Source organism: Arthrobacter sp. GMC3, from assembly GCF_002929305.1.
In the GTDB taxonomy this organism is placed as follows: Bacteria; Actinomycetota; Actinomycetes; order Actinomycetales; family Micrococcaceae; genus Specibacter.
Genome location: NZ_PJIO01000006.1, coordinates 186,151 through 207,790, shown reverse-complemented (window position 1 = coordinate 207,790; position 21,640 = coordinate 186,151). Strand labels below are relative to the sequence as shown.

The 21,640-nt window shown below is 60.0% G+C and carries 16 protein-coding genes; 8 read left to right on the top strand and 8 right to left on the bottom strand.

Going from position 1 to position 21,640, the window contains the following annotated elements; genetic code table 11:
* Positions 1 to 53: 53 nt before the first annotated feature.
* Entirely contained in the window at positions 54 to 1,304 is a 1,251-nt protein-coding gene (locus tag CXQ94_RS12115; RefSeq protein ID WP_104090415.1) for a D-arabinono-1,4-lactone oxidase, read from the bottom strand.
* Positions 1,305 to 1,448: 144 nt separating this feature from the next.
* Between CXQ94_RS12115 and CXQ94_RS12110 the strand changes: the two genes are divergently transcribed.
* From CXQ94_RS12110 to CXQ94_RS12090, 5 genes are all read left to right on the top strand, one after another.
* A complete protein-coding gene (locus CXQ94_RS12110; protein WP_104090625.1) occupies positions 1,449 to 2,432 on the top strand; it encodes a LacI family DNA-binding transcriptional regulator in 984 nt (327 codons plus the stop codon).
* 161 nt (positions 2,433 to 2,593) lie between these two features.
* A complete protein-coding gene (gene araB / locus CXQ94_RS12105) occupies positions 2,594 to 4,354 on the top strand; it encodes a ribulokinase (protein ID WP_104090622.1) in 1,761 nt (586 codons plus the stop codon).
* Positions 4,351 to 5,031: an L-ribulose-5-phosphate 4-epimerase gene (locus tag CXQ94_RS12100; protein ID WP_104090412.1), complete on the top strand. Its 681-nt coding sequence runs from the start codon at positions 4,351 to 4,353 to the stop codon at positions 5,029 to 5,031. The genes araB and CXQ94_RS12100 overlap by 4 nt, the downstream gene beginning before the upstream one ends.
* Positions 5,032 to 5,061: 30 nt before the next feature.
* Positions 5,062 to 6,585 (top strand): L-arabinose isomerase, encoded by a 1,524-nt coding sequence (araA, locus tag CXQ94_RS12095; RefSeq protein ID WP_104090619.1) that lies wholly within the window; start codon positions 5,062 to 5,064, stop codon positions 6,583 to 6,585.
* Complete coding sequence (locus CXQ94_RS12090; RefSeq protein ID WP_104090410.1) at positions 6,582 to 7,472, top strand: aldose 1-epimerase family protein; 891 nt, start codon at positions 6,582 to 6,584, stop codon at positions 7,470 to 7,472. The genes araA and CXQ94_RS12090 overlap by 4 nt, the downstream gene beginning before the upstream one ends.
* A gap of 434 nt (positions 7,473 to 7,906) precedes the next feature.
* Here the strand turns inward: CXQ94_RS12090 and CXQ94_RS22190 are convergent, their stop codons facing one another.
* The 7 genes from CXQ94_RS22190 to CXQ94_RS12060 form a co-directional block, all read right to left on the bottom strand.
* The gene (locus CXQ94_RS22190; protein ID WP_146070295.1) at positions 7,907 to 8,080 is read right to left on the bottom strand and encodes a TetR/AcrR family transcriptional regulator; all 174 of its coding nucleotides are present in this window, start codon (positions 8,078 to 8,080) and stop codon (positions 7,907 to 7,909) included.
* Positions 8,081 to 8,441: 361 nt separating this feature from the next.
* Positions 8,442 to 10,103, bottom strand: a complete 1,662-nt coding sequence (locus CXQ94_RS12085) for an ABC transporter ATP-binding protein (RefSeq protein WP_104090406.1) — start codon at positions 10,101 to 10,103, stop codon at positions 8,442 to 8,444.
* Positions 10,096 to 10,623 (bottom strand): GbsR/MarR family transcriptional regulator, encoded by a 528-nt coding sequence (locus CXQ94_RS12080; protein ID WP_104090405.1) that lies wholly within the window; start codon positions 10,621 to 10,623, stop codon positions 10,096 to 10,098. The genes CXQ94_RS12085 and CXQ94_RS12080 overlap by 8 nt, the downstream gene beginning before the upstream one ends.
* Before the next feature lie 86 nt (positions 10,624 to 10,709).
* Positions 10,710 to 11,600, bottom strand: coding sequence for an ABC transporter permease (locus CXQ94_RS12075; protein WP_104090402.1), 891 nt, complete (start codon positions 11,598 to 11,600; stop codon positions 10,710 to 10,712).
* On the bottom strand, positions 11,600 to 12,526 hold the full coding sequence (locus tag CXQ94_RS12070; RefSeq protein ID WP_104090400.1) for an ABC transporter permease: 927 nt from the start codon (positions 12,524 to 12,526) through the stop codon (positions 11,600 to 11,602). Before CXQ94_RS12070 ends, CXQ94_RS12075 begins: the two co-directional genes overlap by 1 nt.
* On the bottom strand, positions 12,523 to 13,935 hold the full coding sequence (locus tag CXQ94_RS12065; RefSeq protein WP_104090398.1) for a M14 family zinc carboxypeptidase: 1,413 nt from the start codon (positions 13,933 to 13,935) through the stop codon (positions 12,523 to 12,525). The genes CXQ94_RS12070 and CXQ94_RS12065 overlap by 4 nt, the downstream gene beginning before the upstream one ends.
* Positions 13,932 to 15,509 (bottom strand): ABC transporter substrate-binding protein, encoded by a 1,578-nt coding sequence (locus tag CXQ94_RS12060; protein ID WP_104090395.1) that lies wholly within the window; start codon positions 15,507 to 15,509, stop codon positions 13,932 to 13,934. Before CXQ94_RS12060 ends, CXQ94_RS12065 begins: the two co-directional genes overlap by 4 nt.
* A gap of 724 nt (positions 15,510 to 16,233) precedes the next feature.
* Here CXQ94_RS12060 and CXQ94_RS23320 point away from each other — a divergent pair.
* The 3 genes from CXQ94_RS23320 (at position 16,234) to CXQ94_RS12035 (ending at position 21,635) form a co-directional block, all read left to right on the top strand.
* A complete protein-coding gene (locus CXQ94_RS23320) occupies positions 16,234 to 16,680 on the top strand; it encodes a DDE-type integrase/transposase/recombinase (RefSeq protein WP_104090392.1) in 447 nt (148 codons plus the stop codon).
* Between the two features lie 1,227 nt (positions 16,681 to 17,907).
* Entirely contained in the window at positions 17,908 to 19,527 is a 1,620-nt protein-coding gene (locus CXQ94_RS12040) for a CdaR family transcriptional regulator (RefSeq protein WP_181034194.1), read from the top strand.
* Between the two features lie 1,262 nt (positions 19,528 to 20,789).
* Positions 20,790 to 21,635, top strand: a complete 846-nt coding sequence (locus tag CXQ94_RS12035; RefSeq protein WP_104090386.1) for a M55 family metallopeptidase — start codon at positions 20,790 to 20,792, stop codon at positions 21,633 to 21,635.
* The last annotated feature ends 5 nt before the right edge of the window (positions 21,636 to 21,640 follow it).

The window sequence follows — 21,640 nt, the reverse complement described above, 5'->3', positions numbered from 1 at the left end:
CCATCTGGCGTTGTTCCGGCCCGGGTTGGCGCGGACCAACGCGGGCGAAAGTGTCAGTGGTTGAAAAGCACCTTGTTCAGGTAGTCGTTGCGAAACTTTCCGGTGGGATCATAGTGCTCTGCCATGGCCCGGAAGTCGCCAAAGTGCGGGTACAGGCCAGCGAGGTCCGCTGCGTTGGAGGCAAACAGCTTGCCCCAATGCGGCCTGGCGCCATAGGGGGACAACCTCTCCTCGATGACGGGAAGAACCGATTCCACTTGCTCCTGAAGCGGTTTCCAGGTCAGGTGCAGGGCAACATTGTCATGGTGGTAGCTGGGGCTGAGCCAAAAGTCATCGGCGGCAACCGTGCGGATCTCCGAGATGAACAGCAGCGGGCCAATGAGCCCTGACAGTTCACGGAGTTCGCCCAAGGCGGCTCCTGCATGTTCACGGGGGAGCAGGTACTCGCTCTGCAGCTCGTTACCGTTGCTGGGGGTGAACTGCAGTTGGAAGTGCGGCAGCCGGTCAAGCCAGGCGCCGGGAACGTTCAGCTGGGGTGTGCAGTTCTCCGCCGACATCCCCGGCAGCGGGTGCAGCGGCACTGTTGCAGGGCGGGCACCGTGGAAGTCCTCCGGCGTTGCCAACGGCGACTGCTCGTGACGGACCTTTCGCCAAACTTGAGGAATGTTGCTGCCCGAATAGTCGGTGAACAAGCTGACGCTGTAACCGTCGGCGGCAATGGCGTCGTAGTCGTCCAAGACGCGGGACCACGGCAAATCCTGGAATACCTGCTGGCGGATTTGGAAGGACGGTTCGATGGCCAGTTCCACGTGCGTGATGATCCCCAAGGCGCCCAGGCCGACGACGGCGGCACGGAAGTCATCGCCGTCGTCCGCGGTCAACCGCACCAGGGCACCGGAGGCGCGGACCAGCTCGATCGCCGTTACTGCCGTGGCGAGCGAGCCGTTGGCAATCCCGGAGCCGTGCGTTCCCGTCTGGATGGCGCCCGCCACCGAGATATGCGGCAGCGAGGCAAGGTTGGGCAGGGCAAAACCGTGCTTTTCCAGATGTGCGCCGAGTGTCCCGTAGTTGAGGCTGCCGGCGACGCGAACAGTGCGCTGGACGGTGTCGATCTCCGGCACGGCACCCAAATTTTCGAGAGACACGTGGATGCCATGGGTGTCGGCAATGGTGTTGAAGCAGTGGCGTGAGCCAAGGGCCTTGACTGCTATGGCGCTGGAAACTATTTCCTGTAGCTCCTCCGTGGACCTGGGACTCAGCAGGCTGTTTGACCGGTATTCTAGATTTCCTGCCCAGTTCTTCATGTTTTCCTTTGGGTGCACCGCGAATTTGAGGACTCCACGCCAATGTTAGCGCTAACAACATAGTATTGGTCAAGACTACGCATTTCTTACGTTGAAAGGGTTCCCGTGACGCCAATTTCCGAAGGCCAGAACCGCGCTCCAGTGATGGAAGACGTGGCCAAGTTGGCCGGCGTGTCGCACCAGACCGTCTCACGGGTGCTCAATGGAAACCCCAATGTCAGTGCCCGCACGCTGGAGAAAGTGCAGGGCGCCATTGTCGAACTGGGTTACCGGCGCAACACGGCCGCCCGCAGTCTGGTGACGCGGCGCTCGAACACCATTGGAGTTCTTGCCAGTGAAATGTCCCAATATGGACCCTCCAACACGCTGCTTGCGCTCCAACAGGCGGCGCGGGAGGCGGATTACTTCGTCAGCATCGCCGGACTGGCTGAGGTCACTCCTGAAACCATTGAAGAAGCGATGTTGCGGTTCCTGGACCAAGGTGTTGATGGCATCATTGTCCAGGTCCCGCACGCTGGCATCTTCGAAACACTTGTAAAGCTCAATCTTGACCTTCCGGTGGTTGCCATCGGCGCGGCCGGAACGAGCGGCCTGAGCGGCGTCGCCATCGACCAGACCGCAGGCGCGCGCCAGGCCGTGGAGTACCTCATTTCGCTCGGGCATCAGCGGATTGGCCATGTGGCCGGCCCTGCCGGGTGGGTTGATACGCAGGCGAGGATTGGCGGTTGGCGCGCCGCCTTGGACCATGCGGGTTTACCGGAAGGGCCCTTGCTTGAGGGGGACTGGAGTGCAAATTCGGGGTTTCGCCTGGGCCGGGAAATTGCCCGCATTGGGGACGTTACGGCCATTTTTGCCGGCAATGACCAGATGGCGTTGGGCCTGCTGCGAGCGTTTGCTGAGGCGGGCATCAGCGTCCCCGGCGACATATCTGTGGTTGGTTTTGACGACTGGCCGGAATCTGAATTCTTCTTGCCGCCGCTGTCCACGGTCCGGCAAGACTTCCAGGAGTTGGGCAAGCGGTGCATTCAAGCCCTGCTGGCCGAGCTCGACGGCGGCGCCAGGGATGGTGCGTCCGTTCAGGTTGTGCCGGAGCTGGTAATTCGCGGGACCACTGCCGCCCCGCACTGAGATAGTTGCTAGACGACCTCGGTGGCCGGGTCTTGACAAGATCAATTGTTAGCGCTCACAATTGCTGTATCAATCCTCCTCGACCCTCAGCGGTACCGAAGGAGTCCACGTCTTTCCCATCCGCAGACCCGGCAATGATGCTTTGCCGGATGGAGGTCTTCATGAGCCAGTCCGAGTTTCAGCCAGCCGCGCCCAACATGACTGTTGCGCCCCAGTACGTCGTCGGAGTTGACTACGGAACGCTCTCTGGCCGCGCAGTGGTGGTTCGCGTGGGCGACGGTGCCGAGTTGGGGTCCGGGGTCTTCGACTATCCGCACGCGGTCCTTTCCGAGAACCTGCCCTCAGGGGCGGCCCGCCAGGTGCGCCTGGGGCCGGATTGGGCACTGCAGGTTCCCAACGACTACCGCTTGGTGTTGCAAAACGCGGTTCCGGCGGCCATCCGTGATGCCGGCATCGACCCGGCGGACGTCATCGGCATCGGCACGGATTTCACCGCGTGCACCATGGTCCCCACCTTGGCCGACGGCACGCCGTTGAATGAACTTGAAAGGTTCGCCAACAGGCCCCACGCCTATGTGAAACTGTGGCGACACCACGCGGCCCAACGGCAGGCGGACAGGATCAATGAACTTGCCGCGGCCCGCGGCGAAGAGTGGTTGCCGCGCTACGGCGGGCTAATTTCCTCCGAGTGGGAATTCGCCAAGGGACTCCAGCTCCTGGAGGAGGATCCGGAAATCTACGACGCCATGGATCATTGGGTGGAGGCAGCCGACTGGATCGTGTGGCAGCTGACGGGGCGCTACGTGCGGAACGCGTGCACTGCCGGATACAAGGGCATGCTCCAGGACGGGCGCTACCCGTCGGCCGATTTTTTGGCTGCGCTGAATCCCGACTTCGCCGAGTTTGTTTCGTCCAAGGTGGACCACCGGATCGGGCGTCTGGGTGAGGCCGCCGGCGTGCTCAGCGCAGAGGCTGCCGCATGGACCGGGCTGCCCGAGGGGATCGCGGTGGCGGTAGGCAATGTTGATGCGCATGTGACATCCCCGGCCGCCCGCGCCGTGGCGCCCGGGCAGATGGTGGCGATCATGGGCACCTCCACCTGCCATGTGATGAACGGGCGCGAGCTCCGGGCCGTTCCTGGGATGTGCGGGGCTGTCGACGGCGGCATTATCGACGGGCTGTGGGGATACGAAGCCGGCCAGTCGGGGGTCGGCGACATCTTTGGCTGGTTCGTCAACAACGCCGTGCCGCCGAAGTACCACGACGACGCCGCCGCCCGGGGACTTGGCATCCACGAGTACCTCACTGAGCTCGCTGCCTGCCAGGGAATCGGTGAGCACGGTTTGATCGCACTGGATTGGCACAGTGGAAACCGTTCCGTGTTGGTGGATCACGAACTATCCGGGGTCGTGGTCGGTCAGACGCTTGCGACCAGGCCCGAAGACAGCTATCGGGCATTGTTGGAGGCTACGGCGTTCGGCACCCGCACCATCATCGAGGCCTTCAATGACTCCGGCGTCCCGGTGACGGAGTTCGTCGTCGCCGGAGGGCTGCCGAAGAATCGTCTGCTGATGCAGATCTACGCCGACGTGATCGGCTTGCCGCTGCGTACTATCGGTTCAACCCAGGCGCCCGCCCTGGGCTCGGCCATTCATGCCGCGGTTGCCGCCGGCGCCTATGCCAACGTGCAGGACGCCTCGGATGCGATGGGTGCCCAACCGGCCGACCTCTACCACCCCATTCCCGAGAACGTCGCCGCTTACAGCGTCCTCTTTGCCGAGTACAAGGCCCTGCACGACTACTTTGGCCGCGGGACCAACACCGTCATGCACCGGCTCAAGCACATTCAGAAGGCAGCGCTCGGTGCCCGGCCGGTGGAAGCCGTCAACTCCGTCAAAACAGCGGAAAGTGTTTCCGCATGAACGCGCTACTGGAGGCCATAGAGCGGATTCGCGCGGAAGTGTGCGCTTTGCATGCCGAGCTGACCCGCAACGGACTGGTTGTGTGGACGGCGGGGAACGTCTCTGCCCGCGTTCCGGGACACGATCTCCTAGTCATCAAGCCATCGGGTGTCTCCTATGGCGACCTCACGCCGGAATTGATGGTTGTCACGGACTTGTTCGGAACCCCTGTGGATGGTGAGTGGGGCAATCCCTTGCTGGCGCCGTCGTCGGACACGGCTGCCCACGCCTACGTGTATCGGCACATGCCCGAGGTGGGGGGAGTGGTCCACACGCACTCAAGCTACGCGACAGCCTGGGCGGCCAGGGGCGAGCCGATCCCATGCGTGCTGACCATGATGGGCGATGAATTTGGCGGGGAGATCCCGGTGGGCCCGTTTGCGCTGATCGGCGACGACTCGATAGGCCAAGGCATCGTTGCGACGTTGCAAGGCTCAACGTCGCCCGCGGTGCTCATGAAGAATCATGGCCCCTTCACCATCGGCAAGGACGCCCGCGCCGCCGTCAAGGCAGCCGTCATGTGCGAGGAAGTCGCCAAGACCGTGCACCTATCCAGGCAACTGGGGGAACCCCTTCCCCTGGATCCTGCCCTCATCGATGCCTTGTATGCGCGCTACCAGAATGTTTACGGCCAATAGGCCACCAACCCTTAAGGAAGATTGCTCATGATGAAGAACTCTGCAGCGTCGGTTTCCCTGGACCACTATGAGGTGTGGTTCCTGACAGGCAGCCAGCACCTGTACGGCGAGGATGTCCTCAAGCAGGTGGCGGCCCAGTCCCAAGACATTGCCGACGCCTTGAACGCGGCATCCAACATTCCAGTGCGAGTCGTTTGGAAGCCCGTGCTTACCGACTCGGAGGCCATCCGCCGCACGGCACTGGAAGCTAATCTGGCCGATCACGTGATCGGAGTGAGCGCCTGGATGCACACCTTCTCGCCAGCGAAAATGTGGATTCAAGGCCTGGATGCCTTGCGCAAGCCCTTGTTGCACCTGCACACACAGGCGAATGTGGAGCTGCCGTGGGAGGACATCGACTTTGACTTCATGAACCTGAACCAGGCCGCTCACGGTGACAGGGAATTTGGCTACATCCAGTCCCGTCTGGGCATTCCCCGGAAAACTGTTGTTGGTCATGTTTCCAACCCGGAGGTGTTGCGCCAGGTGGGCATCTGGCAGCGCGCTGCCGCCGGGTGGGCGGCCATCCGCGGGCTGAAGTTGACCAGGTTTGGCGACAACATGCGCAACGTGGCCGTCACCGAGGGCGACAAGACCGAGGCGGAGCTCCGCTTGGGCGTCTCAGTGAACACGTGGAGCGTCAATGAACTCGCCGACGCCGTGCACGCCTCCTGTGAAACCGAGGTGGATGCGCTCGTGGCCGAGTTTGAGGAACTGTACGACGTCTCAGCTGAACTCCGGCGCGGAGGGGCACGCCACGAGTCCCTCAGGTATGGGGCAAAGATCGAGATCGGCCTGCGCCGATTCCTGGAAGCAAACGGTTCGGCCGCCTTCACCACCTCCTTTGAGGATTTGGGGGAGTTGCGCCAACTTCCGGGCCTTGCCGTGCAACGCCTCATGGCCGACGGCTACGGTTTTGGTGCCGAGGGTGATTGGAAGACGGCACTGTTGGTCCGCGCAGCCAAAGTGATGGGCGCGGGCCTTCCCGGCGGCGCGTCCTTGATTGAGGACTACACCTACCACCTGGTCCCGGGCGCGGAAAAGATCCTTGGTGCGCACATGCTGGAAGTGTGCCCGTCGTTGACCACTTCGAAGCCGCGGCTGGAAATCCACCCGCTGGGCATTGGCGGCAAGGAAGACCCCGTACGCCTGGTCTTCGACACAGACCGTGGTGCCGGCGTCGTCGTTGCACTTTCGGATATGCGCGACCGATTCAGGCTCGTTGCCAATGCCGTCGATGTTGTGCCGCTGGAGCAGCCCCTGCCCAACCTTCCCGTGGCCCGTGCTTTGTGGAGCCCGAAGCCGGACTTTGCCACGTCCGCCGCCGCCTGGCTGACGGCTGGCGCGGCGCACCACACCGTCCTGTCAACCCAGGTGGGGGTGGAGACCTTTGAGGACTTCGCCGAGATGGCGCAAACCGAACTTCTCACCATTGACGAAGGCACCACCTTGCGTGAGTTCAAGAAGGAAATCCGGTGGAACCAGGCGTACTACAAACTGGCAGGCGGGCTATGAACGGGACAGACCACCTAATCAAGTCTGGCGACTACACGGCACGGATTGCAGAGCAGGGGGCGGCGCTTCGCGAACTTCAGTACCTTGGCCGGGACTTGGTGGTCCCCTTTGAACTGGGTGCCCCCATCCCCGACTACCGGGGGATCATCGCGGCACCCTGGCCAAACCGGATCGCCGATGGCGCGTACCGCTTCAATGGGGTTGTTCAGCACCTGCCACTGAACGAACCAGACCGGGGCAACGCCCTGCATGGCCTTGTTTTTGATGCGCTGTGGGAGGCAGAGAGGATCGAAGTCGACTCAGTGACAATGACGTGTGCGGTGGCAGCCTCCAAGGGGTACCCCACGTCCCTGGACCTGAGAGTCACTTATCGCCTGGATCCGGAAGGGCTCCATTGCACCGTGGAGGCAACCAATTCGGGTTCCGCCGAGGCACCCTACGGGGTGTGTCCACACCCCTACCTTCTCGCCGGGGATTCCCTTCTGGATGACTGGGTTCTGCAATTCCAGGCAACGTCCTACTTGGCCGTAACTCCGGACCGCTTGTTGCCGCACTCGCTGCGTCCCGTAGACGGCCACGAATTCGACTTCAGGGTTCCCAGGGCCATCGGGGCCACGATGATTGACCACGCATTTACAGGGCTGGGCCCTGCGCCGAGGCTGGTCCTGAGCGACCCTTCGGGAACGCAGGTGGGCATGAGCTGGGACGGAGGCTGTCCCTGGCTGCAAATCCATACCGCCGACAAGACTGACGGCTCCGCCAGTCGGCTGGGTCTTGCCGTTGAACCGATGACCTGCCCACCGGACGCCTTCAACTCGGGCAAGGACTTGATTGTCCTTGCGCCCGGTGCCACACATGCGGCGCGCTGGTGCATCTTCGGTGCGTGATGCACTTCTTCCAGCCCTTGGCCATGCAAGCTGGCTTCTTCCACCGCCTCGATAGGCCTCTCCTGTGCAGGCTGTACCAATTGTGCAATTGGCAATGTGAAGATGGCCGCTATTTCGGGATGGGAGGGCAGCGCCGAACTTCCACGAGTATGGACTGCATCGAAACCAACGGTCGTCGGTTTGAAGCCGGCTTGGGGTCGGGAGGGTCCCGCTGACCTGCAGCTTTGCTTTGGCGGGGAGGAGCCCCGAGGTGCGCCGTTCCGACGCGACTCATTGGATTGACTTCCTGCGGGGGTCTGTATCCGGGTTTTCCAGGGGCTCGGACGAGGCAGAATCTTCGTACTGGTGGGCGGGCGACCAAGCGGGTAGCAGGCGCGCCAGCTGGTCTAAGAGGCTTTCTATGGAGCTGGGACGTTCTTCATTTAGGCGGGATTCTATGGCGCCGGCAATTCCGTGGGTGAGCCTGAATGTTGATAGAACGTTGACCTGTTGACGCCGGCCACCGCCACTATGTCATTGACGGGGATGTCATCAACGCACCGAATGCCCGCCAGTTCGAGTACGGCCTTGTTCAGTTGTGCTCGGCTGCGGGCCGTGCGCGGATGCACGAAATCATTCCTCTATTGCCAAGGGCAACCCTAGCCGACGGGGAATTGGGGTCTGTTCATGACGAGGTGCCGGTGCTTGCTACAACCGTCCTATCCAACACTTGTTGGACAGTTGCTCGAGGGTGGACAGCAACATTGGTCAAAGGAGTCGGTGAAGCATGCAGGCCCGGCAGGCTCTGGTCGTCGTCGAGCATGATGAGTTCGATGGTGAGCCCTTCCGCATGGATAGAGTGCTACGGATTGACCCCAGGTAGACCGTGTGCCTCCAATGCGACGTATAGACTCCTTGCTGCGACTAAGATGGCCGCGTCCGGTTACCGGGCGGCGTCATCTTTCGACGTTGATATGTCTGTCTGGTTGCTCAGCTTGCCCTTGCCTGCCGGCGGGCACGCTGAGCGATTGGATCCGGCAGGGGTGCGGCGTTCAGCAGTTGGCGGGTGTAGTCGGTTATTGGCGAGCCGAACACTTGCGAACGGGAGCCTTGTTCAACGACGCGACCTTGCTGCATGACGGCGACACGGTCGCTGAGTGAGTCGACCACGGCCAGATCGTGGCTGATGAACAAGCACGCGAAGCCAAGCTCCTTTTGGAGTTCCCGGAAGACGTCGAGCACGCGTGCTTGGACCGAAACATCTAGAGCACTTGTCGGTTCGTCAGCGATAAGGACGTCGGGCTTGAGGGCCACGGCACGCGCTATCGCGACCCTTTGCCGCTGCCCACCGGAGAGCTCGTGCGGATACCGTTCACCCCACCCTCCGCCCAGTCCGACGTTGGCGAGCAACTCGTCGACGACGTCGTAAAGTCCGCGGCCGCGCATTCCTCGATGAATTCTGAGAGGTTCGGCTACCGCGTTCCTGACCGTAAATCTGGGGTTCAACGATGTTGCGGGATTCTGGAACACCACGCCGATGCGTTCACGGAGGCTGCGCAGTTCACTGTGCCCTGAATCCGCGAAGGATTTTCCGAGAATACGGACGGTTCCGCTGGTGACCGGGGCCAGCCCAATGGTTGCTAAGGCTGTGGTGCTTTTTCCCGAGCCTGACTCGCCGACTATGGCGAGTATCTCCCCAGGTTGAATGGACAGATTTACGCCGTCTACTGCCTTGAAGCCACGGCCGCGGCGCCGGTACTCGACGACAAGGTCCTCGACTTCCAGTACTGGGCGAGGTTCAGGGGCGTTCGGGCCCTGTTCTTTCGAGGTTCTCGCTTTTGTGGTGATTGCAGATGGCCGTTTGCCTATCTGGGGGACGGCTTGGAGGAGTTCACGGGTGTAGTCGTGGGTGGGGGTGTGGAACAGTTCGTCAACAGGCGCCGTTTCCATGATCGCGCCCTGCCTCATCACGATGACACGGTCGGCGATGTCGGCTACGACGCCCATGTCGTGGGTGATCAGCAGGATGCTGCTGCGCAGGCGGTTGCGCATGCGTCGCAGGACATCCAGGATCTCGGCCTGCACGGTGACGTCAAGGGCTGTAGTTGGTTCGTCGGCGATTAGCAGGTCGGGGTCTCCCGCTAGGGCCATGGCGATGACCACACGTTGGCACTGACCTCCGGATAGCTGGTGGGGGTAGTTCGTGATCTTGTTGGCCGGGTCCGGGAACTCCACGAGAGCGAGTAGTTCTAGAACACGCTGGTGTGCTTCGGCCCTGCTGAGTCCGGGTGTATGCGAGCGGACGGACTCTGCTAGCTGGAAGCCGATGCTGAACAAGGGATTCAAGGCTGCGGCAGGGTCCTGGAAGATCATCGCTGCCGATGATCCCAGGCGTTGTTTCCGCTCAGTATCGCTGAGACCGATCATCTCGGTTCCGTGTAGTGTGGCGGAACCGGTGATGGTGGCGTTGCGGGGAAGCAGGCCCAGTAGGGCCATGGCCGTCACGCTCTTTCCGGAGCCGGATTCTCCAACGACGGCTAGGACTTCGTTGACGGCGATATCGAAAGAAATGCCAGGAACAACGGTCTGGGGGGTTCCATCGATGTCGAACGTTACCGATAGGTCATTGACGCTGAGAAGTGTTTCAGTCATTACTGAGCCCTTGTTCCTTCTTGTAGGTTTCCCATTCTTCTGTCCACCGACGGTGAGTTTCCGCCAGCCACACCATGTGGGCGTGGCCGAGGCGGAGCTGCTGCCGTGTCTCGCCATTCTGTGGTTCCACTAGTGCAGTGCCGCGGTCCATCAGGGCCTGCATGCGACCGAAATAGGCCAGAGATTGATCCAGAGTTCCGCCCCAGGGGTCTGATGCCAGGCGGAAGTAGTGGCTGCGGTCTCCGGAGACAATGTGCCGTCGAATGTATCCGACGTCGAGCATCCGACGCGTTGCCAGTGAGACGGAACTGGGGCTGGCTCCAAGGTCGGCCGCCAGTTTCCCCGAGGAAATGTAGGGTTCGTCCATGATGAGTAGGTATCCAACGACCCGCCCGTCCATGGGTGGAAATCCCCGGCTCTCCCACAGCAGGCCGAATTCCTCGGCGAACGCCCGCCGTTGACGGTCAGCCTCGGTGTTGACGACCTCTGTGGTGTTTTCGGTCTCTACATACTGTGTCATCGGTGTACTTGAATCCCTTCGTTGCTCGACGTAAGTGTCTATTCGTAGCCTATTGGATGTGTTAACAATGGACGGGCGTTGATGGATCACCGTTGCCTCCTTGGATCCAGAGCCGATCGGAGGGTATCTCCGAGGACGATGATGCTGATAATCGTTGTTGCGAGGAACAGAGCCGGGAAGACGAGCATGTGCGGGCTCCTGATGAAATGGGCGGAGCCGTTGGCAAGTTGAAGGCCCCAGGAGATCGTCGGTGGTTCCAACCCAATGCCCAGATAAGTCAAGGAGCTTTCGGCGATGATCACGGATCCAACCGAGATTGCTGCGATAACCAGAACGGGAGTGATGGCGTTGGGAAGAATGTATCGGACAAGGATGCGGTAAGTCGGGACACCCATGGTGATTGCGGCTCGTACGAAGTCGGCGCCCCTCACCGTCCTGGTCGATGTCCGCATCAACCGGGCCTGAAGGGGCCAGCTGAAAAGGGCGAGAACGAGTGAAACCGAGACAATGGTTCGGGACCCAATTGTGGTCAGCACAACGATGGCACCTAGGAGGAAAGGAAAGCCTAGGAAGACGTCGGTGAGCCTGGACAGGACCCAGTCGACCACTCCGCCTCTGTAGCCGGCGATGATGCCGACCACCACCGCGACAGTTGTGGACATGACTGCGGTCAGTAGCCCGACCCCAAGGGAGCTCTGCGTTCCAAATATGACGTTGGCATAGACATCGCATCCCTGCAGATCGAACCCGAAAGGATGACCTCGGGTGGGGCCTTCAGCACTGCTTCCGAGATCGCAGAAGCGTGGGTCACCATTTCCGAAGAAGCTTGCAAAGAAGGATGGAAACAGCGCTATCAATGCCAAGATCACAATGACGGCGGCGGGGGCAATGAATCCGACGCGTCGAACGGCGCCTCGCCATGGCGTGCGGCGTTGGGAGTCGAGCAGCTTCATTGCAGGGTCTCTTAACTGTGTCATCAACGGATCCTTGGGTCGAGAAGGTAATGGAGCGCGTCCACGACGAGGCTTGTAATCAAAAAGATCAGGATGAGAGCAACCGAGACCCCGACAATTGTTGTGCCTTCATGTGCGCGGATCGCGTCGAAAAGGAGGCTGCCCACGCCAGGTAGGTTGAAGACGCCTTCGACAACAATTGTGCTTCCAAGCAGGGACCCTAGGTCGGTGGCGAGGTACGTCACTGCCGGAACCATCGAGTTGCGCATGACGTGGACACCGACGATCCGTTGCCTACTCAGTCCTTTCACACGCGCAGTCCGTACATAGTCAGCCCGGAGGTTATCGATCACCGAGTCCCTCATGAGCCTCGAGATGGCGGCTAGGCCGAACACAGCTAGGACGAGAGCCGGAAGCATGTAAGACATGGGCCAACCGGCTTCAATTCCTGCAACGGGGAAAAGTTTCAGTCTCGCACCGAGAACCAGTTGAGCCGTGACGGCCAATACAAAGACGGGGACCGCGCCGAAGATGATGGTTGACCAAAGGACCGCTTTGTCGATCGCTGTGCCGGCCTTGAGAGCAGCGAGCACGCCAAGGAAGATCCCGACCACCAGTTCGATCGCCCAGGCCGTAAGAGCGAGGGCAATGGTGACTGGCCACCGTGCGGCCATCTGGTCACTGACGGAGCGGCCGCGGAAGTCGAGCCCGAAGTCACCTCGGAACAAGCCCAAAACGTAGTCCATGTACTGTTTCCACAGAGGTGCGTTTAGGTTGTATTTCTCCCGAAGTGTTTCCACAACATTTGCGGGAAGTGGCCTGTCACCGCCGAGGGCGCGTATAGGGTCACCAGGCAAGGCGAAAACGAGCAGGTAAATAGCAAGGGTTACTCCGAGAAAGACGAACAAGAGTCCTGCGAAACGGGCGCCGAGTCCCGCTACGAGTCTCATTGTTCACGCTCCTGAAGGACGAGGGCCCCTGCGAGGGTTGCAGCATACTGGGCCCCGGCCAGGGTCTGAATGGCTACAGCCTGCGCGTTGTCCGCCCGAGTGGCCATGGTCTCCCATGTGACGTAAGTGCTGAGTGCCAGGGCGAGCAACTTGTGTACCTTGGGGTGGGCCAGTCCCGCCTCGGTCTCGGCCTTCAGTGCGCGCATTAGCATGCCGCCGTACCGGAGCCGGAAGCAATGAACCACGTCCTCCCGGCCAAAGCGTTCGGCCACAGTTGCCGGGCGGACCGCTGCCTGCAGTTCGGCCCTCCTCAGGTCTGCTTCGATGCTGGCTTCGAATCTGGGCAGGAAGTCTTGGAGAGCGGTCAGGAACGGGGTCTTCAGCGTCAGGAACGGCTCGGCGCTCTGCAGCAGATCCTGGAGGATTCGGTGCAGAACCTTCGATTCCTTAGCCGTACGGAGGAGGAGGGCCCGGTAGGTCTCGTCGGTCGGAGTCTGGTCGTCGGAGTCCGGGTGGATCCAATACGGTAGCTCCGCGACAAGGGAAAGCGTCCCATGGCGGCTGGCGTATTCGCTGGAACTTGATCCGGAAACTGCCGATAGTGGATCCACTCCTAGGGCTTCGTAGAAGTCGTACGCTTCTGCGACCGTGCCCATCCCAAAGATAGCTGGTGCATATTCTTCGAGGTGTGGGGACTCAGGTTCGCCGGTGTCCAGAGGCAGGCCGAGATGTGCCGGGATGGCGTGCAGGGCCCCATGCAGTTCTTCAACGGGACGGGAGAGGTAGTAGTAAACCCCGCCCATTTCTCCATTATGAAGTGCCACATAGAGGTCCGGTTTCACCTGGTCGATTGCCCGCATCAATGCCTGGCTTTCAGGGATTACATTGTCGAAATAGGCCTGTTTGTAGTCGGTTGGAAAGGACCATTCAACTTGTTCATCCCGTGCGGGACGATAGAAATGCCGGCTGTAGAAGCAACGATCATCGGGACGTCCGAACCAATGTTCATTCAGCCGAGCCCCGTCCGGGTCGATGCAGGGGACGATGTGCCATTGTGCGTCCAAGACAGCGAGGAAGGGATCGTCTTCGATCAAGGACTGGGCGAGGTGCAGGGCCGTGATGGCACCAATTGGTTCGTTAGGGTGCACTCCGGCGACGATCAGGTGGTTCATGGTTCCGGTGCCGAAGGAGTACATGGGGATCGACTCACCGAGTCGGCTGGTTCCGATGCGGCTGCGGTGGACCAAATCTGGCCGGCGTGCTGCGAACGATTCGAATCGCTCGATCAGTTCATCGACGCCTGGGAAAATATCCGTCGCAGGTAACGATGCGCCCTTTTCAAGCACCACTTCCAGCCACGGGGGGCTTTTGGCCGTTGATCCCGGAAGTTCTTGCTGTGCGTGGTTCATTTCTTTGCCACTCCGACCTTTGAAAGCAGCACGTTGCCCGACACCGAGGGAAGGCTGGTGATCTTCTTGGACGTTGCGTAAACGAAGGGGCTGGAGAACGTGGGCACTGTGGGGAAGTCGTTAAGGATGACTTCCTGCGCGGCTGCGTAGCGTTCGTTTGCCTGTTCGAAGGATGTCGCGGCGTCACCCTCGGCGAGCAGGGCGTCTACCTTCGGGTTGGTGTAGAAACCAGTCGCGCGGGCGCCCTTTCCACCTTTCGTGAAGAGGTTCCTCAAGGTGTTCTGCTGGCTTGGATACAGTGCACCCCAGTGACCCCTGAACGGGCCAGCGACGGTGTGCTTGTCCAGAGCGTCGAAGAACTCGGCCCAGTCTGTGGTGGGTGCGGCGACAACTTCCTTGATGCCGAGATTCTGGCGGATTTGGTTCGCGTAGGCCTCGAATAGTGAATCGTATCCGTTGCCTCCCGGGAAAACGAGTTTCATTGTTCCTTGGAAACCGCCGGCCTCTGCCAGGAGTTTGCGGGCGGCCTCAGGATCGAACTTGCAATACTTCCCACAGGCATCGGCGGGCGTACCGGGCATACTTGGCGCTGTGAGGGCGGTTGCCGGCTTGTACAGGCCGCCGAAGATGGCCTTATTCACCGCGTCGCGGTCAATTGACATGGAGATTGCCTGGCGGACGCGGATGTCGGCGAACCGAGGGTCACCTACTGGGAACCCGAGCCAGTCAACGGCAGGGGCTTCGAGTGCGTGAACGCGGTCGCCGAAGTCGTCCTGGGTGCTGGTGAGCTTGTTGTCCGGGACGGCCAGAAGGTCCACGTTTCCTGCAAGAGCGTCCGTGTAGGCGGTGTCCATGTCTTTATACGAACGGAAGGTCACGCGGTCAAGACTGGGTGCTGTACCGGCGTAGTCTTTGTTCGCGCTGACACTGAATTCGGTGTTGTCCTTCCACGCCTCGTCCATTTTGAAGGGACCGTTACCGATGGGCATTCGATCGTAAGCGTCGAGATCTTTGTAGGCAGCCTCGGGCATGGGGTAGAACGCCGTTTGGGCATTGCTCAATTGGAGCGGAAATTGTCGGTCCGGCGCCACGAGCTCGACTCTCAAGGTGAGATTGTCGACGACGGTGAGTCCGCTCATCGTCGTCGCCTCAGGTTTGCCTTGCTTCGGATTTAGATCCGAGTACCCAACGATCGATGCAAGCTCGCCAGAGTTTTCCCAGGCGTGGGGTCCGTAGGCCGTGTAGTTCCAAGCATCCGCGTAACTCTTAGCCGTGACCGGTTCGCCGTTATGGAACGTCCAGCCAGCTCTCAAATGAATGGTCCATGTTGTTGCGTCTTCTGAGGTGACTGACTCGGCCTGGACATATTCAAGCTCGCCGTCGTTCTTGATGGAAACGAGCGGGGCGAAGATGCTCATGGCCTGGTCGTAGGCAAGTGTCTGACGGCCTGGAGTTAGATGGTCCGGCTCCCACGTTGCGAAAACAATGCCATCGGTGACCTTGGTGTCGTTGCTTGCCGGGGAACACCCGGTAAGGAGAAGAAGTGCCACCGACACGGCGGCTGTAAGGGTCATATGCTTCAAGAGGTCCTCCTTTGGACACGTGGCCTATCGGCCTGACTGCTCATCAACATCCTAGTGATACATGTCATGCTGTGCATAGTGTTCGTGCAGAATTTATTAAAAGTTCGAAAAGTAGTTGGCCTGACGGTTGTTGCAGACGTGTCGTTTGATTGCCGATGGGGCGGACGTGGAGCTGGCAAGTCGTTGGCGCGAATTTTTAGTGGCGGTCGGCTTGCAGGCCCGGCGCTTTCGGTGCGTTCCGGTGTCTTCTAGTCATGGGGCTTAGTGTGAGGGTCGTGGAACTTGTCGGGGATACGGGCTAAGGCGACGGCAGGGAGATTCAGGTGGCCAGCGGGCGGGGTTCAAAGCCGATGCTGTCGCACTAATTGATTCCTTCGGCCGCCCAGTAGCTCTCGTGGCTGCCGAACTCGGCCTCTCCCTGACCGCCCTCAAACGCTGGGTGACGCTCGACCATGACGTTTCAGGGAGAGTAGCTGGAACGTCTGACCGGCCGGTGAATGCCGCGAAGAACAAGGCTATGGAAGTCCGGCGGCGAGAGATCGAAAGGGGGAACGAATTCCTGAAAATGAGTGTCGGCGTTTTTCGCCAAAGAACAACGGTAGATACCAGCTCCGGTCGTGTCCAACAGGAGGAGTGCGCCGCAGGACAAGTGGCCTGGATGTGCCGCCAGCTAGGTGCGCCAAGATCCTCGTATTGCCGTTGGAAAGACCGGTGAATGCAGGCTATCAAATGCCCCACAATCCCCTGTAATCCGGACAAGGTCTTCAAAGATCGGACAGGTCGGGACTTCACTGCCGAAACGCCTGGCACCCTGCTCATTCGGGACATTGCGTACCTGCGCTCCTGTGAAGGATGGCTGTACTTAGCCACCGTCATTGGCCTGTGCACCCGCACGATTGTTGGTTGGGCGACGGCGGATCATATGCTCGCGTCGTTGCGAACCAGTTCCTTGGAAAGGGCCAAGGACAAGGGGCATCCGGGTGTCAACGCAATGTTCCATTCGGACCATGGAGCTCGATATACGTCCCATGAATTGGGTACTTGGTGCACCGGAAATAACTTCCACCAATCCATGAGATTAGCTGGTGTTGGCAAGGCCAACGCCGCGCCCGAGTCCGATTTTTCGACCATCAAAACGAAACGAGCTGTCCCAGATTCTTGACACACCTCAGTGCTCGGAGGGAAGTCTTGCATCTAGCATGAGTGACCGCTTCCCATGGATGCTAGCCCTAAGCTCAAATGACCGGGAACTATGTGCGAACGATATATTGACAGCGGCTCGCACCTCTTTCGCAACGAACCAGCCCCACTTGTTCATTGCGGAACTCACGTCGTGGCGTGAAACTGCGACCGCCATCGCAGCAGGTCTTGGCCAGGAGGCCGTGGAAGGGCTTGACGGCTCTGAAGCTGTCGAGCGTCCCTAAAGTATCGAAAGAATTGAAAAGGTTGAACGGCCAACGAAGATAAGCAAACATGAACTTCGATTCGCATCGATGCAGGCGAAACGACGCTGGACTGACATGAAAGGTACCACCAGGGATTCTTTGACTGATGCGTGAGACTTTCTGACCAGAAAGCCACAGTCCTCAACAACCACCAACTACCGCCTTGAGGCGAACTGGATGTTGTGACCTGAGACGGTTCTGCCCATGAGCGATGACAGCAGAAACCAACACGCAAAGGTGACCTGCGGATCTGGTTTTACGTTGTGGATCAAGTGGTTCATCTTCAGAAGGTGCCTACGAGACACCCCCAATGAGACCAAATAGCGGCGGCGGCAAAGTGACTTCCGTGTTTGCGGCGCGGAGAACGGTATGTCGAGTTCCGGCGGGATTTACCGCTGGCGCACACTTGAAAAAGAGAGTGTTGACAGTGTCGACACTTTTCTTTCCGGACTGCAACGTACGGAGCCAGTTTGGGCAGGTGGTTGCCGTGTTCTCGTCGTGTTCCCAGGTGGTTTATTCAAGGAAGTCGTGATGTGCTGCGTCCGTGGTCTCCGCCACTGATTTAGCAGTGAATTCGTGGCGGCTCCCTACAGACCGGGCTAGGGATACTTTCCCCTTCAGACAGTTCATGGCGCATGGGGCGGCACACGCCGTGACCAAAACGTCAATCCCACTAGCTCCAAAACGTCGATCCGGACATCGAGGCGATCGGACCGTGAATGTGCGGTCGCATTACCTGGATCGGCATGATGGAAGGCGTTCCCTCCGCACTGGGTTTGGGCTCTCCGCCCCGTGACAGTGTCCGGTAGTCGGGGGAGTGTTGCGGAAACAGCCGACACGGTAGCCGCCCGATGACCTCGGCGCTGCGGTGCCCTCTGGTAACCTCAGTACACCCGCGTCCGCGGCACACCATTCTATCCATCGGGGAGAGGAAACTGCCGTCGATGAACTCAGCTGACCAAGTCAACGATGTGTCGATGCCATGGGATGGCATTACCGTCGGAATATTGCTCGATAGCCTGGGTCCCGACATCGTGCGCCCGTTGGCGTTGCCAAACGGGCCTTCGGTAGCCATCGGTTCGCCGCTGATCCATGATGCAAACCAGGCTCACGTTGACTTGACCGATGCTGTGTTGCTGGTTCCTGGCCACCCGAGTATTGCTCTGCTCGATTTGGCTGTGAACGCGCACGTCGCAGCAGTCGTGATACGTGCCGGTTCCGTAGATCCTGAATCATTGTCGACGGCAGCCAATCGCGCCGGTGTGACGCTATTGGAGTGCAGCGAAGAACTGTCCTGGGGCCAGCTCTACATGCTGATCGATGCGCTGCGCGCGGTGACCGGTCCCATGCTCGAAGAAGTCGATGGGGCAGTCGACCTTTTCTCACTCGCCAACGACATAGCCGTACGGGCAGGCGGTGCGGTGGCTATCGAGGACCTGTCCATGCGGGTCCTGGCTTACTCAACGATTCCAGGCCAAGAGGTAGATGACCTTCGTCGGGACGGTATTCTCGGGCGCCGGGTACCGGATCATCCCACCAATGCAGAGGACTATTCCGCTGTATTGCGCGCTGGAACAGCGATCTGGATCCGGGACCAGCCCGATTTCCGTCCCAGGCTGGCCATTGCTGTCCGCGACGGCGGCGAACCGCTGGGCAGCATCTGGCTAATAGAGGGAGAGAAGCCTCTGGGGGCCCAAGCCCCAGACGTGTTGGCAGAAGCCGCTCGCCTTGCTGCTCCGCACTTGGCCAAACTAAACGTTGCCGCAGACGTAGACCGCCGGCAGCGTGCGGACCGGTTGGGGCAGATGTTCCGCGGAACCGGACCGAGAAGGCGGATTGCGGAGTCGTTTGGGCTGCGTTTTGATGCCGCTGCGACCGTAGTTGTCATCGGAAGGGATGCGGACCCAACGACCCATTCGCGGGGGATGTCGGCGGCATCTGCCGCTGTACATGCCAGCGTTCTGCTGCGGATGGCGCTGTCCTCCTATCGGATACCAGCCGCCGTCGGGTCCCTCGAGGGGCAGATGGTAGCTGTCATCGGAACAGCAGCGGACTCTCCGGTATTGCAATCAATCGCCACCACGGTTTTGGCCAGATCTGAGGAAAGTATCGGAGGTGCTTGGCGGGCAGGTATCAGCCGGACATTGGCCAGCGTGGCGGACGTGCCTGTCGGATTCGCACAAGCGAAACAAGCGCTCGGGGTGGTGCGAGGACCATTCGGTCACGGTGCGATCGGCAAGCATCAGGATTTGGGCGCGTCATTGTTCCTGCTTGAGGTTTTCGACGCACTTCAATCCGAGTCTGCCCTGGACGCCGAACCGCTGTCCGTGGTTTCGGACCACGATGATCGGCAAGGCACTGACTACGTCCGCACGTTGAGCAGCTGGATTGCGGCCCACTACGACGTCGGCCACGCGGCAGAGGCGCTGGTTTTGCACCCCAACACCTTGCGGCACCGATTGCGCCGATTGGCTGAGGTCGTTGACATCGAAGACCCCGACGTTCGCCTGGCACTGGCTTTGCAATTGCGGCTGCAGGAGATCAACACAGAATTGATTAGCTGACACCGGTGGCTTTTGGCCGTCGCTTCACTTGTCGGCAGATGCCAGCGAAGGAAAGTATGGGGCCGAAGCCTAGGTCCTGACAACGTTGAAGTGGGTTTTCCACGGCGGCAAGGAAAATTCCCGGAAATTGCCGTGTAGCCCACCAGGAAACTGTTCAGTTTAGCTTTTTCAACGTCGAGACCGCGGCGTTACACGCCGGCGCCCTCTGTCCCGAACCTCAACGTCGTGGAAGCAATCACTTTGACCGTAGGGTCGGTCACGCGGAGTCCGGGAATCCCAGAGGCAAGTCGTGCTGCCCAGAGTGATGAGCTGTCCCCGGCATCGACCACCATTTGGCGTGTGGTCACCAGTGTCCCAGATGCCATGCCGAAGTTCTGTTCCCCACCTCGGACCCCAACATTCCGTAGAAGTTAACGGTCGTGGCAGGTCAAGGCCGTTTGATTTCCGCCGCGACGAGCGGCGATGTTTGTAGCCCTCGAATGAGGGGCATTTCGGGTGCTGTATGGGCGAATTCAGTGGATACTAAGCGACCGTACTTTTTCGTGTTCAGACTAGTCTCCGCGCCAGGCCCGGATGGTTTGCCGGGAAGGGGATAGGGGCCCGGGGATCGTCGCCGGGGTCCGTGAAGACTGAGGGGCCCGGGGATCGTCAGTCTGCACCGTGCGCGGGGAATCACGTTGAGCAAGACGGCAAAGCCGTCTGTCCTTCGACAACGGCCGTCAAATATTGCGGCAAAGTCTCGGCGCGCGTCAGCCTGCGATCCGAACGCCTTTGTCGAATAGGACGAAGAAATAGCTCACACCTCATCCTTCAGCACTAAGCCGGCGCGTTGGACGCGGCGTAATCTTCGATAGAGACATCAAGAAGTTACGCACTTATGGCAAGAGACACCCCGCGTACATCGGCAGGGTAGAAAGTCAACAGCAACAACAAATTGCGAGCCGGATACAGGACTTGGTCGGAATTGATGCAGTCCCTTTCTCCACGCGTGGGATGGTACCGCGCTCAATGGCTAGTAATGCTTCACCATGTAGTCCCACGAGGACCAAATAGCTGTCCGCGACCTCGTTGATTTCGGGGGCGTCCATCCCTAATCCGCCTTGGACAGGTGGCCGCCTATGCCGCTTGCAAAGGACCTGTTTGAGGGTTTGGACGCTGCAGCACCTATCTCCAACTCCATCTCGTCAAGGGGCGGCACCGGTCGAAGGGTCGACTGAGAGCATCAGCAACGCGGCTGCGGCCAATAAAAAAGGAGACTCACTTTGAAGGTTTACATTTCGGTCGACATGGAGGGAATCTCCGGCATTGCGACCTACGACCAGATCATTCGCGGAGGAAGCGGATATTACCGGGCCCAACTACTCATGACGGCAGAAACCAACGCTGCCATTGAAGGTGCATTCGACGGCGGTGCCACAGAGGTCCTGGTCAACGACAGCCACGGGACCATGGACAACCTCCTCCATGAGCAACTTGATCCGCGTGCGCGTGTCATTTTTGGTTCGCCCAAGGCGTTTTGCATGGCCGAGGGTCTTACTCCCGATTTTGATGTCGCACTGTTCGTCGGCTATCACGCGCCCGCCGGCTCCGAAGGCGTCTTGGCGCATTCCTTTTCCGGCTACTTCGCCAGCTTCCACGTGAACGGAGTTGTCGCATCCGAGGCATCGGTAAATGCGATGTTTGCTGCCACGAGGGGAGTGCCCGTTGGGCTAGTTACAGGCGACGATGTGATCTGCCGTATTGCTCAAGGTACGTTCCCCGGTGTCCGCACGGTACAGGTGAAGGAAGCCCGCGGCGTAATGGCTGCCAACTCTCTTTCTCCACACGAGGCTCGAAAGCGGATCCGAGAAAGCTCTGCTGCTGCTGTACGTGGGGTCGGAGGATTGGGTCTTCTACCGGTACCGGACGGTCTTCATCTCGAGATTGGTTTCCAAACAGCTCTGGCGGCTGAACTTGTAGAAGCAGTTCCAGGGGTAATTCGCACCAGCAATCTGTCGATTTCGAGGGAGCTGAATTCGGCTGAGGACCTGCTCGGGATGATCGCGACCAGTTATCAGCTCGCAGGTGTCGCGGCCAGAACGCTCTACTCCCTCGTTAACAGGACCTGACCAGC